This is a genomic window from Sorangium sp. So ce119 (assembly GCF_051524405.1).
Taxonomy (GTDB): domain Bacteria; phylum Myxococcota_A; class Polyangia; order Polyangiales; family Polyangiaceae; genus Sorangium; species Sorangium cellulosum_G.
Genome location: NZ_CP150310.1, coordinates 5,198,564 through 5,212,203 on the forward strand (window position 1 = coordinate 5,198,564; position 13,640 = coordinate 5,212,203).

12 protein-coding genes are annotated in these 13,640 nt (G+C 72.2%); 7 read left to right on the forward strand and 5 right to left on the reverse strand.

Features of this window, described 5'->3' with window-relative positions; all coding sequences use genetic code 11:
- Positions 1–4 precede the first annotated feature (4 nt).
- On the reverse strand, positions 5–1,216 hold the full coding sequence (locus WME76_RS19485) for a hypothetical protein (protein WP_437961586.1): 1,212 nt from the start codon (positions 1,214–1,216) through the stop codon (positions 5–7).
- Between the two features lie 151 nt (positions 1,217–1,367).
- Between WME76_RS19485 and WME76_RS19490 the strand changes: the two genes are divergently transcribed.
- Positions 1,368–2,003, forward strand: coding sequence for a hypothetical protein (locus WME76_RS19490; RefSeq protein WP_437961587.1), 636 nt, complete (start codon positions 1,368–1,370; stop codon positions 2,001–2,003).
- A 43-nt stretch (positions 2,004–2,046) separates the two neighbouring features.
- Here WME76_RS19490 and WME76_RS19495 read toward each other — a convergent pair whose 3' ends face one another.
- Both WME76_RS19495 and WME76_RS19500 read right to left on the reverse strand, forming a co-directional pair.
- On the reverse strand, positions 2,047–3,198 hold the full coding sequence (locus WME76_RS19495; RefSeq protein ID WP_437961588.1) for a 1-aminocyclopropane-1-carboxylate deaminase/D-cysteine desulfhydrase: 1,152 nt from the start codon (positions 3,196–3,198) through the stop codon (positions 2,047–2,049).
- Positions 3,191–4,165: a ferritin-like domain-containing protein gene (locus WME76_RS19500; protein ID WP_437961589.1), complete on the reverse strand. Its 975-nt coding sequence runs from the start codon at positions 4,163–4,165 to the stop codon at positions 3,191–3,193. Before WME76_RS19500 ends, WME76_RS19495 begins: the two co-directional genes overlap by 8 nt.
- Before the next feature lie 183 nt (positions 4,166–4,348).
- Between WME76_RS19500 and serC the strand changes: the two genes are divergently transcribed.
- The gene (gene serC, locus WME76_RS19505) at positions 4,349–5,434 is read left to right on the forward strand and encodes a 3-phosphoserine/phosphohydroxythreonine transaminase (RefSeq protein ID WP_437962129.1); all 1,086 of its coding nucleotides are present in this window, start codon (positions 4,349–4,351) and stop codon (positions 5,432–5,434) included.
- 387 nt (positions 5,435–5,821) lie between these two features.
- A complete protein-coding gene (locus WME76_RS19510) occupies positions 5,822–6,259 on the forward strand; it encodes a KGG domain-containing protein (protein WP_437961590.1) in 438 nt (145 codons plus the stop codon).
- Positions 6,260–6,446: 187 nt separating this feature from the next.
- Here WME76_RS19510 and WME76_RS19515 read toward each other — a convergent pair whose 3' ends face one another.
- Positions 6,447–7,391 (reverse strand): fatty acid desaturase family protein, encoded by a 945-nt coding sequence (locus tag WME76_RS19515; RefSeq protein WP_437961591.1) that lies wholly within the window; start codon positions 7,389–7,391, stop codon positions 6,447–6,449.
- A 413-nt stretch (positions 7,392–7,804) separates the two neighbouring features.
- On the opposite strand from WME76_RS19515, the gene WME76_RS19520 reads away from it, so the two are divergent.
- The gene (locus WME76_RS19520; RefSeq protein WP_437961592.1) at positions 7,805–8,848 is read left to right on the forward strand and encodes an agmatinase family protein; all 1,044 of its coding nucleotides are present in this window, start codon (positions 7,805–7,807) and stop codon (positions 8,846–8,848) included.
- Positions 8,849–9,021: 173 nt separating this feature from the next.
- Here the strand turns inward: WME76_RS19520 and WME76_RS19525 are convergent, their stop codons facing one another.
- Complete coding sequence (locus WME76_RS19525) at positions 9,022–10,317, reverse strand: M18 family aminopeptidase (RefSeq protein WP_437962130.1); 1,296 nt, start codon at positions 10,315–10,317, stop codon at positions 9,022–9,024.
- 263 nt (positions 10,318–10,580) lie between these two features.
- Between WME76_RS19525 and WME76_RS19530 the strand changes: the two genes are divergently transcribed.
- The 3 genes from WME76_RS19530 to WME76_RS19540 are packed head-to-tail and all read left to right on the forward strand — an operon-like array spanning position 10,581 to position 13,620.
- The gene (locus WME76_RS19530) at positions 10,581–11,717 is read left to right on the forward strand and encodes a quinone-dependent dihydroorotate dehydrogenase (protein ID WP_437961593.1); all 1,137 of its coding nucleotides are present in this window, start codon (positions 10,581–10,583) and stop codon (positions 11,715–11,717) included.
- Positions 11,707–12,867, forward strand: a complete 1,161-nt coding sequence (locus WME76_RS19535; RefSeq protein ID WP_437961594.1) for a GNAT family N-acetyltransferase — start codon at positions 11,707–11,709, stop codon at positions 12,865–12,867. The genes WME76_RS19530 and WME76_RS19535 overlap by 11 nt, the downstream gene beginning before the upstream one ends.
- Positions 12,868–12,927: 60 nt before the next feature.
- Positions 12,928–13,620 carry a hypothetical protein gene (locus WME76_RS19540; protein WP_437961595.1) on the forward strand — a complete coding sequence of 231 codons (693 nt, stop codon included), beginning with the start codon at positions 12,928–12,930 and terminating at the stop codon, positions 13,618–13,620.
- Positions 13,621–13,640: the final 20 nt, after the last annotated feature.

A 13,640-nucleotide genomic window follows, 5' to 3' on the forward strand; every position in this document is an offset into this window, starting at 1 on the left:
CCGGTCAATCGGCCGGCCAGATCCCCACCGTGCCGCCCACCCACGTCAGATCCCGGTTCTGATCGACCCCGAGCATCCTCCCGCGCGAGAGCCGGGCCAGGTTGAGCACGAGCGAGAGCTCGGGCTCGTCCGGGGCGCGCAGGAACATCATCCGGACCTCGGCCTTCACCCCGTTTCCGTCGGGCATCACCAGCGCGGGCTCGTACGCGATCTTCTCCTGGAGCAGCCACCGCGATCGCTCGCCCTCCGGGATCGCGGCGATGTGCTCGGGCGTGACGTCGACCTTCACCCCGGAGCCCGCGAAGGAGAACAGCGGCTTGAGCACGTAACGCTCGAGATCCGCGGGCACGCGCTCGATCGCGTCCAGCGTCCGCGCCCGCGGGACCGCGGGGTGATCGATGTGGGGCAGCGTGTACTTCGACCACGTCCAGTACCAGTTCGGGTGCGAGCACCACGTGACGTCGAGCGGCTCGTCGTACCGGAACGGGAGCTCGACCCGCTTCACCTCGAGCTCGTCGAACACGACGCGGTTGTACAGCCGGCGGACCTGCACGAGCCGCCCGCCCACGCGGCGGAACAGCCGGTCCTTCTCCCGCACGAGCGACGTCGGGCAGACCGCGTCGACGCCGACGAGGAGCTTGTTCGCCATGAAATCCGGGTAGGTCTTCTGCTGCTCCGGATGGAGATCGAGCAGGACCACCGACTCCTCCGGCTCGCCCGCGAGGATGGCGCGGCGCAGGTGCGCGACGAGATCCTCGCGGCTCCGCCCGCCGAAGCAGCACGTCCAGCGCCGGTCGAGCCCCGGCATGCCGGCCAGCACCTCGGCCATGATCTCCGTCTGCACGAGCATGAGCGCGTAGAGCGACGGGAACGCCTGCAGCTCGACCACCTTGCCCTGGAGCCCGCCGTCCGGGCCGCGCACGATGGCGAAGTCGACCTGCGCGCAGTTGGGGAGCGCGTCCATCCCGGGGACGTCGAGGTGCGGGGGGATCGCGCGCTTCATCTGCGCGATGAGCGCGGGGCTCGAGATCTGCCGCACGATCTCGGTCGCGGAGCGCTCGAGGTCGTCGCGCAGCGCGGCCGGCAGGAACAGCGGCGTCTCGGCGACGCGGAACGGGATCGAGCACCCGAGCCGCCGCTCGAGGCGGCTCATGTACTCCGCGTACGTCGACGGCCCGAAGGCGGCGTTGAAGGCGCGCCGGAAGGTGGGTTCCATGAATTTTGGTGGTAACACGGCGGCGCGCGCGGCTGCACGACCACCTCGCCTCCGTCCGGAGCGCGGTAAGCGCCCGCGCAGGTCCGATCCGGCTTGAGGCTCGGGGCGTGGGGACTACAGTCGCCGCGAACCCTCGCCGAGGCCTGTCACGATGACGATGATCAAGCTCCGCTCCGCCATGGCACTGCCGCTCGTCGCCGCGCTCACCGCGGCGTGCTCGAAGACCCCCGAGCCGACGGCCACGACAGCGCCCGAGCCGCCGTCCACCAGCCAGCCCGCCGCGCCCGCCCAGCCGGCGCCCACCCCGGCGGCGCCGGCCGCCGGCGCCGGCCAGCAGGCGGCCGGCGCGGAGCTCGCCTGGGACGCGCCCGCGAGCTTCGAGACCGCGCCGAACCCGAACGCGATGCGCAAGGCCACGTACAAGATCAAGCGCGCCGCGGGCGACACCGAGGACGCCGAGCTCAGCGTGAGCCAGGCGGGCGGCAGCGTGGACGCGAACATCACGCGCTGGGTCGGCCAGTTCTCCGACAAGAGCGGCGACGCCCCCAAGCGCGAGCTCAAGGTCAACGACATCAAGGTCACGGTCGTCGAGGTGAAGGGGACGTTCGCCTCCGGGATGCCCGGCATGGGCGCCGCGACGCCGAAGCCGAACTACGCGCTGCTCGGCGCGATCGCCGAGACGCCCTCCGGCGAGCTCTGGTTCTTCAAGCTGACCGGCCCCGAGAAGACGGTGACCGCGGCGCGCGCCGACTTCGACAAGCTCGTGAACAGCCTGCGCGTGAAGTGATCCGGCGCTGTGTCGCTCGCCGCGGGGCTGGGCGGCGCGCCGTTCAGAACGCCACGTCCCCCTCGAAGAACCGCGCGAACGCAGGCGGGAGCGCCGCGGCGCCGGGCGCGAGCGGCGGGCGCGCGCTCGAGAGCGTCTGCCAGAGGAGGATCGTCTCGCCCGGGTGCTCCCGGCCGATCTCGCGCAGCGCCGCGAGCGCCTTGCCGCTGTACGTGACCTCCCCCGGCACGCCGATCAGCCGCTCCACCTCGGGGATCGCGGCGATCGACGCGGGGGTCGGGGCGCCGTAGCCGGGGCCGATCGCGCGGTGCTCGATCGCGAAGCGGGCGGCCGGGAGCCGCCGCCGGGTGAAGCGCGGCGCGCGCCGGGCGAGCAGGCGCTTCATGCTCCCGATCTCGTACCGGACGACGGCGCGGTTCGACGCGATGCGCTCGGTGATGCGCACGCCGACGACCGTTGTCGGCCAGCCGAGCATCGCCGCGCCGAGCGCGAGCCCCGCCAGCGTCCCGCCCGTCCCCGAGGGGACGACGATGCGATCGGGCCGCGGCGCCTCGCCCCGCCGGACCTGCTCGGCGAGCTCGAGCATCGCGTCGACGTAGCCGAGGCACGGGAGCGCGGCCGACGCGCCGGGCAGGATGAAGTAGGGCCGCTCGGCGCGGCGCAGCGCCCGGATCGCCCGGACCGCGGTGGTCGCGTACCCGCCGCCGTGGATGAGCTCCGCGCCGCTCGCCGCGCTCGTGAGGAGCGCCCGCTGGCCGAAGCGGGTGATCGGCTGATCGAACAGGACCGCCGTGACGCCGAACCCGAGCGCCCGGCCGAAGAGCGCCGTGGCCATGACCTGCGTCGACGCGAGCCCGCCGACCGTGACGAGCGTCCGCGCCCCGCGCCGCTCCGCGTCCGCGAGCAGGAACTCGAAGCGCCGCACCTTGTTGCCGCCGTACAGCGGCGAGATCAGATCGTCGCGCTTGACCCAGACGCCGCCGCGGCCGAGGTAGCCCTCGATCGCCGAGCACGGCACGACCGGCGTCGGCGCGTGCGCGAGCGGACGCCACGGGACCTGCCCCGCGAGCTCGGGCAACTCGGCGAAGAGCGGCAGCTCCCTCGCCGCGGGCAGGAAGCCCGGCGCCGCGCCTGAGGAGCCCGCCGCGTCGGGCGCACCGGCGCCGGCCGCGCGCTCCCCCTCGCCTTCAGGCACGCGCCGCCGCCCCGTGCCCCGCCGGCGTGCCGCCGGGACCCGCCTGCTCGCCGGCGTCGCCCGGGTCGTCCTCCGCGCCGTTCTCCGTGCCAGCGCCGAGCCGTCCGCCGCGCACGACCAGCGGATCGCTCAGGTACGTGTCCGTGAGCCGCTTCGGCCCGGCGAGGCCGACGAGCCGGAGCGGGAAGAGCAGCACCGCGAGCACCCACGACAGGAGGCCGAGCGCGAGCTTGCCCGCGTACGCCTCCGCGACGAGCGCGAGCTTGCGGCCGGCGGACAGCGACGAGATCGGCACCTCGGTCAGGCCGATCCGCATGAGACGGAGCTCCGCGATCCGCACCGAGTGGCGGACGAGATCGGGCAGGCGCTTCAGCGCCGGGTGGTCCATCGGCAGGCGCTTCTTCATGAACGCCTCGAGCCGCGACACGCCCCAGAGCGACACCAGCGCGAGCCCGAGCAGCCGCCGCCGGAGCGCGGGCCTGCCCGCGATCGCCTTCCTCGTCTGCTGCTCGCCGAAGTCGACGTGGCGCTCCTCCTGCCGCACCCCGCGCTTCAGGATCGCGACGATCTCCGGCTCATCCACGGTGTCGATCATCGCGTAGAACGCCTGGAGCACGAGGCCCTCGCCGAGGGCCATCTCGAGCGCGACGTGCTCGGACCAGTCCCCGCCCATCAGCCCGGTCGCGAGGAAGCGCACGCTCCACGTCGCCTTCTCCGGCGGCGCGCCCAGGATCTGGAGGATGCGGAGGAAGTTGCCGACGTGCTGGAACTCCTCGACCGCCTGGCGCGCGAGGAAGCGCGCGGACTCCAGATCGGGCGCGTTGTAGAGCCAGTGGCCGATCTGGACGCCGGTGATCTCGCCGTAGAGGAACTGCTGGACGGCCCAGACGATGACGTCCTTGTCCTTGACGGGATCGAGCCTGGCGCCCTGGAAATCGAACGCCATCTCTTCGCGGGTCACCAGCATCGCTCGCCCTCCGGAGCGATGAATCTAGCCCAGGTCGCAGCCCCCCGCAGGCCCGAGGTGATGAGCCCGGCGCCGCGGCGCGGCCCCTGCTCGGCTCGCCCGGGCGGAGCCGGCGCCCGTCGTGGTATACGGCCGCGGCGGCTCACCATCGTAGCCGCCGACTTGAACCTCAGGAGAAGCACCATGGCGCGCGTCCACAACTTCAACGCCGGCCCTGCCGGGCTCCCCCTTCCCGCCCTCGAGCGCGCGCAGCGCGAGCTCCTCGACTTCGAGGGGACGGGCATGTCCATCATGGAGCACAGCCACCGCGGCAAGGCGTTCGAGGCGGTGCACAACGAGGCGATCTCGCTCCTCCGGCAGCTCCTCGGCGTGCCGGACGACTACCACGTGCTGTTCATGCAGGGCGGCGCGGCCATGCAGTTCGCGCTCGTGCCGATGAACCTCCTGCCGCAGGGCAAGAGCGCCGACTACATCCTGACCGGCGGCTGGTCCGAGAAGGCCCTCGAGGAGGCGAAGCGCGTCGGGACCGTCCGCGTCGCCGGGAGCACCGCGGTCGACAAGCGCTACACCCGCATCCCGCACCAGAACGAGCTCTCGCTCGACCCGAACGCCGCCTACGTCCACATGACGACGAACAACACCCTGTTCGGGAGTCAGTGGCACTGGCTCCCGGACACCGGCGACGTGCCGCTCGTCGCCGACATGTCCTCGGACATCCTGTGGCGCAAGATGGACATCTCCAGGTTTGCCCTGGTTTACGCGGGCGCCCAGAAGAACATCGGGCCGAGCGGCATCACGGTCGTGATCGCCCGCAAGGACATCGTTGACAGCGGACGAAAAGACATTCCTGTCATTTTCCGTTATGCCACTTACGCCGCCAACAACTCGCTCTACAACACACCTCCGACATTCGCAATCTACCTCATGCGCAACGTGCTCGCGTATACGCTCGAGATCGGTGGGCTCGAGGAGGTCGAACGGCGCAATCGCAAGAAGGGTGAGCTGCTGTACGAGACCCTGGACGCAAATCCGGAGGTTTTCCGGGCTCCGGTCGAGAAGGAGAGCCGCTCGTACATGAACGTGGTGTTCCGGCTTGCCAGCGAGGAGCAGGAAAAACGTTTCGTCGCGGAGGCTGCGAAGGAGGGTATGGTGGGGCTCGCCGGACACAGGTCGACCGGAGGTATCCGGGTCTCGATCTACAACGCAGTATCCGTCGAGTCGGTGGAACGCCTCACCGCGTTCATGCGGGACTTCGCCAAGAGGGCTTGACTCGCTGGGAGCACGACATTCTCGGTATTCCAGGCTCGCCTCGGTTTCCACCAAACCTCCCTGGCGAGCCTCCCCCTAATTCGTCGCGTCCCAACCTTCAGCCCGCTTGACGTTGTTCCGCCCGGCACAACAGGCCCCCGCGGAAAGGGCCTGTCGGCCTTTCCGCAGCTTGGAAGGGGTCGGTGAACGCCGGCCCCGACCAGCGCCGGGAGGGGATGGCGAACGCTGAATCCCTGACCGATACGGTCGGGGGAGGCGTCGCCGTCCCTGACCGGCCCGGGGGGGCGGCCGTCGCCGTCTCTCCGGACTCGCAGGCCCCGGTCGGAGACCTGAATCGAGCGAGCCAACCGTAAGGAGAGGATGATGGCGAGCATGGATGATCGTGGGATGATTTCCAGGAGTGAGGAGGACCAGGAGGAGAGCGGGGCCTCGCCGAGCGAGCCCCCGCCGTCGTCAGCGACGCAGAAGGCAGCCAACGAGCGGCAGCAGCGTGGCTTCGCCGCCATGGACGAGGAGCGTCAGCGCAAGATCGCCAGCAAGGGTGGGAAGGCAGCCCACGAGAAGGGCACGGCCCATGAGTTCACGCGTGACGAGGCCCGCGCCGCCGGCAAGAAGGGCGGTGAGGTCGTCAGCCAGAACCGCAAGCACATGGCCGAGATCGGCAGGCGGGGCGGCGAGCGCGTCAGCCAGGACCGGGCCCACATGGCGGAGATCGGCCGCAAGGGCGGCGAGGCCGTGAGCGGCGATCGCCAGCACATGGCGGAGATCGGCCGCCGGGGCGGCGAGTCGCGGGGGGATCAGCCGCGGGAGAACCCGCCGCGCTGACCCGGGGAAAGGCGAGAGGCCCGGTGCCGAGGCGCCGGGCCAGCCTTCTGCATGCTTGCGCTGCCCACGACCCGGGGCTCCCGGTCGTGGCCGCAAGGTGCCTTTGCAGGGGTGGTCCGGGGATCGCGCGCCGGCCGAGCGCCGCGCGTGCCTGGCCGCCCGCACGTGCGCCCGGAGCGGCGGCGCGTCAGCTGGGCGCGATCGCGCCCAGCGAGACGTCGCTCGGCGTCTCCTTCGGACCGGGGATCCACTCCTCGTCAGGCTCCTCCCGCGGCAGCACGACCGGGGCGCCGTCGTAGCGCAGGCGCTTCCCGGGCCAGACGAAGCTGCGGAACAGGTAGGCGAGGAGCGAGGGCTGGTCCAGGTTCGGGTGGATGAAGGGCGCCACGCGCCTCGCGTGCGCCGCGGGCAAGAGGCTCCAGTGCAGGCCGGGCTCCATGTGGTGGATGGAGTGGAAGCCGTTGTTGTACGTCCACCAGTTGACCAGCCGGCCGACGAAGTTGCGCGAGTGGTTGTACTCGCTGTGCTCGTCGCAGCCGTCGTGCTGGAGGTAGTTCATGGTCACGATCCCCCACGCGGCGTACTGGTGCGGGATCAGCACGTAGACGATGAACTTCTTCCAGTCGAGCGCGAACAGGGCCCCCATCGCGCCGAGGAACACCGCCGACTCGAGGAGCATCTGCCGGAACCAGGGCGGGTTCCGCCGGTACATCGCCTTGAAGTAGCGCAGGTCGGCGGGCAGGATGTCCCGCACCACGCGGCTCATGAAGAGGAGCCCGTTCAGCAGGTTCCAGCGGTAGCGCACCTTCGTCGTGCGCATCACGTCGCGGCGCGACTGCGTGTACTTGTGGTGGCTGAGGTTATGGCCCGGCACGTAGGCGCTGACCGGGTGACCATAGGTGAGCGTCAGCGCGACCTGGAAGGCGCGGTTCATCCATCGCTTCCGGAACACGGGGCAATGGATCGCGTTGTGGGTGGCGACCGCGCCGAGGAACGAGAACGCGCAGGTCATGACGAGGAGCGGAATCGCGAGCCAGAGCGCCCGCGGCGCAAAGGCCCACTGCACCGCCACGAGGGCGAAGTAAGTCGCCACGAAGAGGAGCGTCTTGATATCGGCGCGGTACCGGAGCATGGCTGTTCTTCAAGGGTGAGAGGGCCGCGCGCCGGGCCGGCCGGCGGCGCGCGGGCGCTCTGGCCGATCCGGACGGGCGCGGAGGCCCGTCATCATCTCGACGCCCTTCGTACCGCATTTCTCCACTGCGGGAAGCTCCAAGTTGCATTCCGACGGGCGCTGCACACGGGCGCGTCTCACGCCGGTGTTTCACAATGATGTCGCGCGCACTCGGTGCGATCGCCTCTACGCACCTCCCGCCGTCGCGGCGCGGTGGAGAGCGGTCGCCGCAGCGCGGGTGCTCTGCGGGGGGCGCGGCGGGGCGCACCGCCGCGCTCCGCCGCTCTCCACCGCTCTCCAGCGCGCCGCGGCCGCGCCTTCGGCGGGCGCGGCTCGCGCTTGACGACCTGGTCGCGAACCGCCAACGTGGCCGCGTGAGCTCATCGCCTCTCGGCTTCGATCCGAACGGTCCTGCGGCTGGCCACGGGGTTTACGGTCTGCCGCACACCCCCGAGGACGCTCGGGTGGTCCTCATCCCGGTGCCCTGGGAGCCGACGGTGTCCTACCGGCGCGGCGCGGCCAAGGGGCCGGCGGCGATCCTGCGGGCGAGCCGCCAGGTCGACCTCTTCGACCTGCACACGGGCAGGCCGTACGAGCAGGGCATCGCGATGCTCGACGTCGACCCCGACATCGTCCGCTGGAACGCCGAGGCGTGCGCGGCGGCCGAGCCGGTGATCGCGGCGCTCGGGGAGGTCGCGGGCGATCGGGACCTCGAGGCGCGCCTCGCGGCCGTGAACGAGCTGTCGCGCCGGCTGAACGAGCGCGTGCGCGAGATCGCCGCGAAATGGATGGAGCGGGGCAAGCTCGTCGGGGTCGTCGGCGGCGACCACTCCGCCCCCTACGGCACGATCGCCGCGCACGCCGAGCGTTACCCCGGAATGGGCATCCTCCACGTCGACGCCCACGCCGATCTGCGCGACGCCTACGAGGGATTCACCGACTCCCACGCTTCGATCATGCACAACGTCGCGACCCGCTACCCGCAGATCTCGCGCATCGTGCAGGTCGGGCTGCGCGACATGAGCGAGGACGAGCTCAGGTTCATCCGCGCGTCGAACGGGCGCATCGTCGCCCACGTCGACGCGGCGATCGCCGATCGCCTCTTCGAGGGGGAGCCGTTCCACCTGATCGCCGACTCGATCGTCGAGGATCTCCCCGACGACGTCTACGTGACCTTCGATATCGACGGCCTCGATCCGACGCTGTGCCCGAGCACCGGGACGCCCGTGCCCGGCGGCCTCACGTTCCAGCAGGCCGTCGCGCTCATCGGCCGCATCCAGAAGAGCGGCCGCCGCATCGTCGGCTTCGACCTGAACGAGGTCGCGCCGCGAGACGACAAAGACGACTGGGACGGCAACGTCGGCGCGAGGATCCTCTACAAGCTGATCGGCTTCGCCCTCCTCTCGCAAAATCGCTGACGATCGCGGCCGTTCGGCTCCTCCCTCCTCCCCCGAAATCGCTGACGATCGCGGCGGTCACCCGCACAGGAGACGGGCCCAGATCGGCGTTTTCGGCGCGCAGGCGTACTCCTGTACGCCGAGCACCGAAAACGTCGAGATGGGCTCGTATCCGCCGCGGGTGACCGCCACACTCAGGCGAGCGCGCGGCGGTAGGTCTCGATGGTAAGGTGCACGTCGAGCGTGCCGGCCATCTCGCGGCAGGAGTGCATGCTCAGCATCGGCGCGCCGACGTCGACCGTCGCGATCCCGAGCGCGGCCGCGGTGATCGGGCCGATGGTGCTGCCGCACGGGAGATCGCTGCGCACGACGAAGCGCTGCGGGCAGAAGCCGACGTCGTGACACAGCGCCTCGAGCGCGGCCGACGTCGCGCCGTCGGTGGCGTAGGACTGGTTCACGTTCGACTTGATCACGAGCCCGCGGTTGATCTGCGGCGCGTGACGCGGCTCGTGCTGATCGGCGTAGTTCGGGTGCACCGCGTGGGCCATGTCCGCCGAGATGAGCAGCGAGCCCGCCATCGCCCGCGCGAACGCCTGGGGCTCGCGCGCCGGGTACGTGTCGACGATCCGCGCGAGCACGTCGCGGAGCACGCTGCCCGCCGCCCCCACGGCGCTCCGGCTGCCGCACTCCTCGTGGTCGTAGAGCGCGATGACCCGCGTCGCCGCGCCGGGATCGCCCGCGCCGATCAGCGCCGCGGTCGCGGCGTGGCAGCTCGCGAGGTTGTCCAGCCTGGATGCAAAAATGAACTCGTCAGAGAGCCCGCCCAGCGACGCCTTGAGCGTGTCGTACAGGCAGAGATCGAAGCCGAGGACGGCGTCGCGCGGGGCGTCGACCGCGCACGCGAGCAGCGCCTGGAGGTCCGTCTCCTTGCCGAGGCCGATCACCGGGACGAGGTGCTTCTGCGCGTTGAGCACGAGCCCCTCGGAGTTGACCCCGCGGTTCAGGTGGATCGCGAGGTTCGGCACGCGCGCGACCGGGCGGCCCAGGTCGACGAGGTGGCGCTCGACCCGGCCCTCCCTGCGGATGTGCACCCGGCCGGCCACGCTGAGGTCGCGATCGAGCCAGGTCGAGTACAGCACGCCGCCGTAGACCTCGACGCCGAGCTGCTGGTAGCCGCTCCGCGAGAGCTCGGCGTTCGGCTTCACCCGGAGGTTCGGCGAGTCGGTGTGGGCGCCGAGGACGCGGAAGCCGCCCCGCGCCGGGTGCTCGGCCCCGGCGACGAACGCGACGATCGTCGAGCCGCCCCGGATGACGTAGCGGCGATCGCCCGGCGCGAGCGTCCACGCGTCGCGCTCGCCGAGCTCCGAGAAGCCGGCGGCCGCGAGCCGCGAGGCGACCTCGCGGACGGCGTGGAACGGCGTCGGCGCGCGATCGATGAAGGCGCAGAGGTCGCGGGCGGCCGCGACGCCGCGCTCGCGCAGCGTCGACATCTCGTCCGCGCTCCGCGCGAAGCGCTCGCCAAGGTCGGTCGATGGCCTGGAATCGCCTGCGCGATCGGAAATCTCGGGGGGCGTCATGGGGGCGCCGAGTCTAGCAGAGCGGGCGCGCGCCTCGCGGTGCGCGCGCCCTCGCGCCCCCTCGCTCCCCTCGCCGAGATGGCGGCACACGCGGCCGGTACGCCATGGTATCGCCCACCGCGACGCCGCGCGCCGGGCCTCCTCCGCGCCGCGCGCCGCAAGGGAGACGCGCCCCGATGTACCGCCTCGTCCGACCGCTCCTCTTCGCGCTTCCACCCCGCCTGGCGCACGAGCTCGGCATGCTCGCGCTCGGCCCGATCGAGCACGCGGCGCCGCTCCGCGCCCTCGTGCGCGCCCGCCTCGCGCCCCGCGACGGGCGCATCGCGGTGCGCACGATGGGGCTCGACTTCCCCTCCCCGCTCGGCGTGGCGGGCGGCTTCGACAAGGACGCCCGCCGCGCCCGCGCGCTCGCCGCCCTCGGCTTCGGCTTCGTCGAGCTCGGGACGGTCACGGCGCAGGCCCAGGCCGAGAACCCGCCGCCGAACCTCTTCCGGCTGCCGGCCGACCGGGCGCTCATCAACCGGCTCGGGTTCCCGAACCAGGGCGCCGCGCGCGTCACCGAGCGGCTCCAGGGCCGCGGCGGCGCGGCGGCCGTGGGCGTGCCCGTGGGCATCTCGATCGGCAAGTCGCGGGTCGCGCCGCTCGATCCGATCGAGCCCGCGATCGAGGACTACCTCGCGAGCTTCCGCGAGGTCCGGCGCGCGGCCGACTTCGTCGTGATCAACGTGTCGTCCCCGAACACCAAGGACCTCCGGGCGATGCAGGGCCCGGCGATCGCGCGGGCGCTCCTCTCGGCGATCGCGCGGGAGAACCGCGCCGGCGGGAGGCCGCTGCCGCTGCTCATCAAGGTCGCCCCGGACCTCGGCGACGAGGAGCTCGAGGCGCTGCTCGCCGTCGTCGAGGAGGTCGGCCTCGCCGGCGTCATCGCGACGAACACCACGGTGCGGCGCGACGGGCTCGCGACGAGCCCGGCCGCCGTCGAGGCGATGGGCGCCGGCGGGCTCAGCGGGCCGCCCCTCCGGCAGCGCTCGCTCGCGATGGTGCGGCGCATCCGCGCGCGCCTCGGGGGCGGCGTCACGGTGATCGGCGCCGGGGGCGTCGAGTCGGCGGAGCACGCCATGGACCAGATCCAGGCGGGCGCCGACCTCGTGCAGCTCTACACGGGCTTCATCTACGGGGGGCCGCTCCTCCCCGCCGCGATCGCGCGCGGCCTGTCGGAGCTCGTGGCGCGCTCGGGCGCGCGGTCGATCCAGGAGCTCTCCGGCCGACCGGGCGGCGCGGCGCGCGCTGCTATGATCGACCATGGAGCTTGAAGCGCAGGTCCACGGCACCATCCGCGAGATCCCGGAGGGCGAGTGGAACGCGCTCGACGGCGCGAGCGAGGCGCCGTTCCTCTCGTGGGCGTGGTTCGACGCGCTCGAGCGGACGGGGTGCGTGGGCGAGGCGGCGGGCTGGCTGCCCCACCACATCACGTTCCGGGCCGAGGGCGTCCTGCTCGCCGCCGCGCCCGCGTACCTCAAGGACAACAGCGAGGGCGAGTTCGTCTTCGACCACGGCTGGGCCTCGGCGTCGCACCAGCTCGGCGCGCCGTACTACCCGAAGCTCGTCGTGGCGGTGCCGTTCACGCCCGCCACGACGCCGCGCCTCCTGGTGCGGCGGCCGGAGGACCGGGCGGCGCTCATGCCGGTGCTGGCCGAGACGCTCCGCACGCTGGTCGCGCGCGGCCGCATCTCGGGCGCTCACGTCCTGTTCCCGACCGCGGAAGAGGCCGCCGCCCTCGCCGGGGCGGAGATGGCGCACCGCTGCGGCATCCAGTTCCAGTTCGAGAACGAGGGGTACGGCACGTTCGACGACTTCCTCGCGCGCTTCAACGCGAAGCGGCGGCACCAGATCCGGCGCGAGATGCGCGAGGCGTCGAGGCAGGGGATCTCGATCGACACGCTCCGCGGCGCGGACATCACGCCGGAGATCGTGGACGTGATGTTCGGCTTCTACGTCTCCACGGTGGAGAAGTTCGCCTGGGGCCGGCAGTACCTGAACCGCGCCTTCTTCGAGGAGATCGCGGCCCGGCTCCGCAGCGACGGGGAGCGCGCCGGGTCGCGGGGAGGCGTCGAGATCGTCCTCGCGCGGGAGGGCAAGCGGCCCATCGCGGGCGCGCTCAACCTCGCGGGGCCGGGGGCGCTCTACGGCCGTTACTGGGGCGCCTCGGAGGAGCGCCCGTTCCTGCACTTCAACGTCTGCTACTACCACCCGGTCGAGGACTGCATCGCCCGCGGACTGCGCCGCTTCGAGCCGGGCGCGGGCGGGTCGCACAAGCTCGTGCGCGGCTTCGCTCCCAGCGTCACCCACAGCGCGCACCACCTCGCGCATCCGCGCCTCGACGCCGCCGTGCGCGAGTTCCTCGTGCGCGAGCGCGCCGTGGTCCGCGCGCGCACCGCGGACCGGAGCGTGGCATTCCGCTGAGCGCTCCGCGGTGACGCGCGGTGTTGACGTGACGCGCTCCGGAGAGGGATGCTTCGGGGCATGCGTGTCTTTCTTGCCCTCCTCGTCTCCTCTGTCACCTTCGGTCTCGTCGCGAGCGGCGGCTGCTCGAGCGAACCGACCCCCGACGCGACCACGACGACCACGGCGGCGACGGTCGCCGGGTCCGGCGGCGCGCTCGGATTCGGCTGCTTCGGCGGCACCCCCGACGGGCGGTGCACGATCCTCGCGCAGGTCCCCGAGAGCTGCGGCTGCCCCGATTGCTCCGACTCGGCGAGCTGCCTCGGCCATTGCAAGGACGACGGCGCCTGCGACTTGCGGCCCGACGCCCCCGACGGCGAGGATTGCACCTGCCAGGACTGCGCCGGCAGCGTCGCCGAGTGCAGCCCGAGGCGCGGCTGCAACGACAACATGGCGTGCGGCCTCAACGAGGATTGCACCTGCGCCGATTGCACCGACACCCCGCGGTGCACGGATCACTGCACCGACAACGGCTCGTGCGCGGAGTACTTCGAGGGCTGTTCCTGCGCTGATTGCCGCAACGTCGAGCGCTGCGGCGGCAACCCGGCCACGACCACCACGACGACGAGCGGCGGCGAGGGCGGCGCCGGCGGCACCGGCGGCGACCCTGCCGGCAGCGGCGGCGCGGGCGGCGCGGGCGGCGCCGGCGGCACCGGCGGCGCGGGCGGCAGCGGCAGCGGCGCGGGTGGCGCTGGCGGAGCGGGCGGCGCGTAGAAGGTCAGCGGGCCTGTAAA

Coding starts and splice junctions, on each gene's coding strand:
- WME76_RS19500 (WP_437961589.1), bottom strand. CDS start 4,165: ATGCTGGTGACCCGCGAAGAGATGGCGTTCGATTTCCAGGGCGCCAGG.
- WME76_RS19525 (WP_437962130.1), bottom strand. CDS start 10,317: ATGTCGACGCTGCGCGAGCGCGGCGTCGCGGCCGCCCGCGACCTCTGC.
- WME76_RS19515 (WP_437961591.1), bottom strand. CDS start 7,391: ATGCTCCGGTACCGCGCCGATATCAAGACGCTCCTCTTCGTGGCGACT.
- WME76_RS19490 (WP_437961587.1), top strand. CDS start 1,368: ATGACGATGATCAAGCTCCGCTCCGCCATGGCACTGCCGCTCGTCGCC.
- WME76_RS19530 (WP_437961593.1), top strand. CDS start 10,581: ATGTACCGCCTCGTCCGACCGCTCCTCTTCGCGCTTCCACCCCGCCTG.
- WME76_RS19485 (WP_437961586.1), bottom strand. CDS start 1,216: ATGGAACCCACCTTCCGGCGCGCCTTCAACGCCGCCTTCGGGCCGTCG.
- serC (WP_437962129.1), top strand. CDS start 4,349: ATGGCGCGCGTCCACAACTTCAACGCCGGCCCTGCCGGGCTCCCCCTT.
- WME76_RS19540 (WP_437961595.1), top strand. CDS start 12,928: ATGCGTGTCTTTCTTGCCCTCCTCGTCTCCTCTGTCACCTTCGGTCTC.
- WME76_RS19510 (WP_437961590.1), top strand. CDS start 5,822: ATGATTTCCAGGAGTGAGGAGGACCAGGAGGAGAGCGGGGCCTCGCCG.
- WME76_RS19535 (WP_437961594.1), top strand. CDS start 11,707: ATGGAGCTTGAAGCGCAGGTCCACGGCACCATCCGCGAGATCCCGGAG.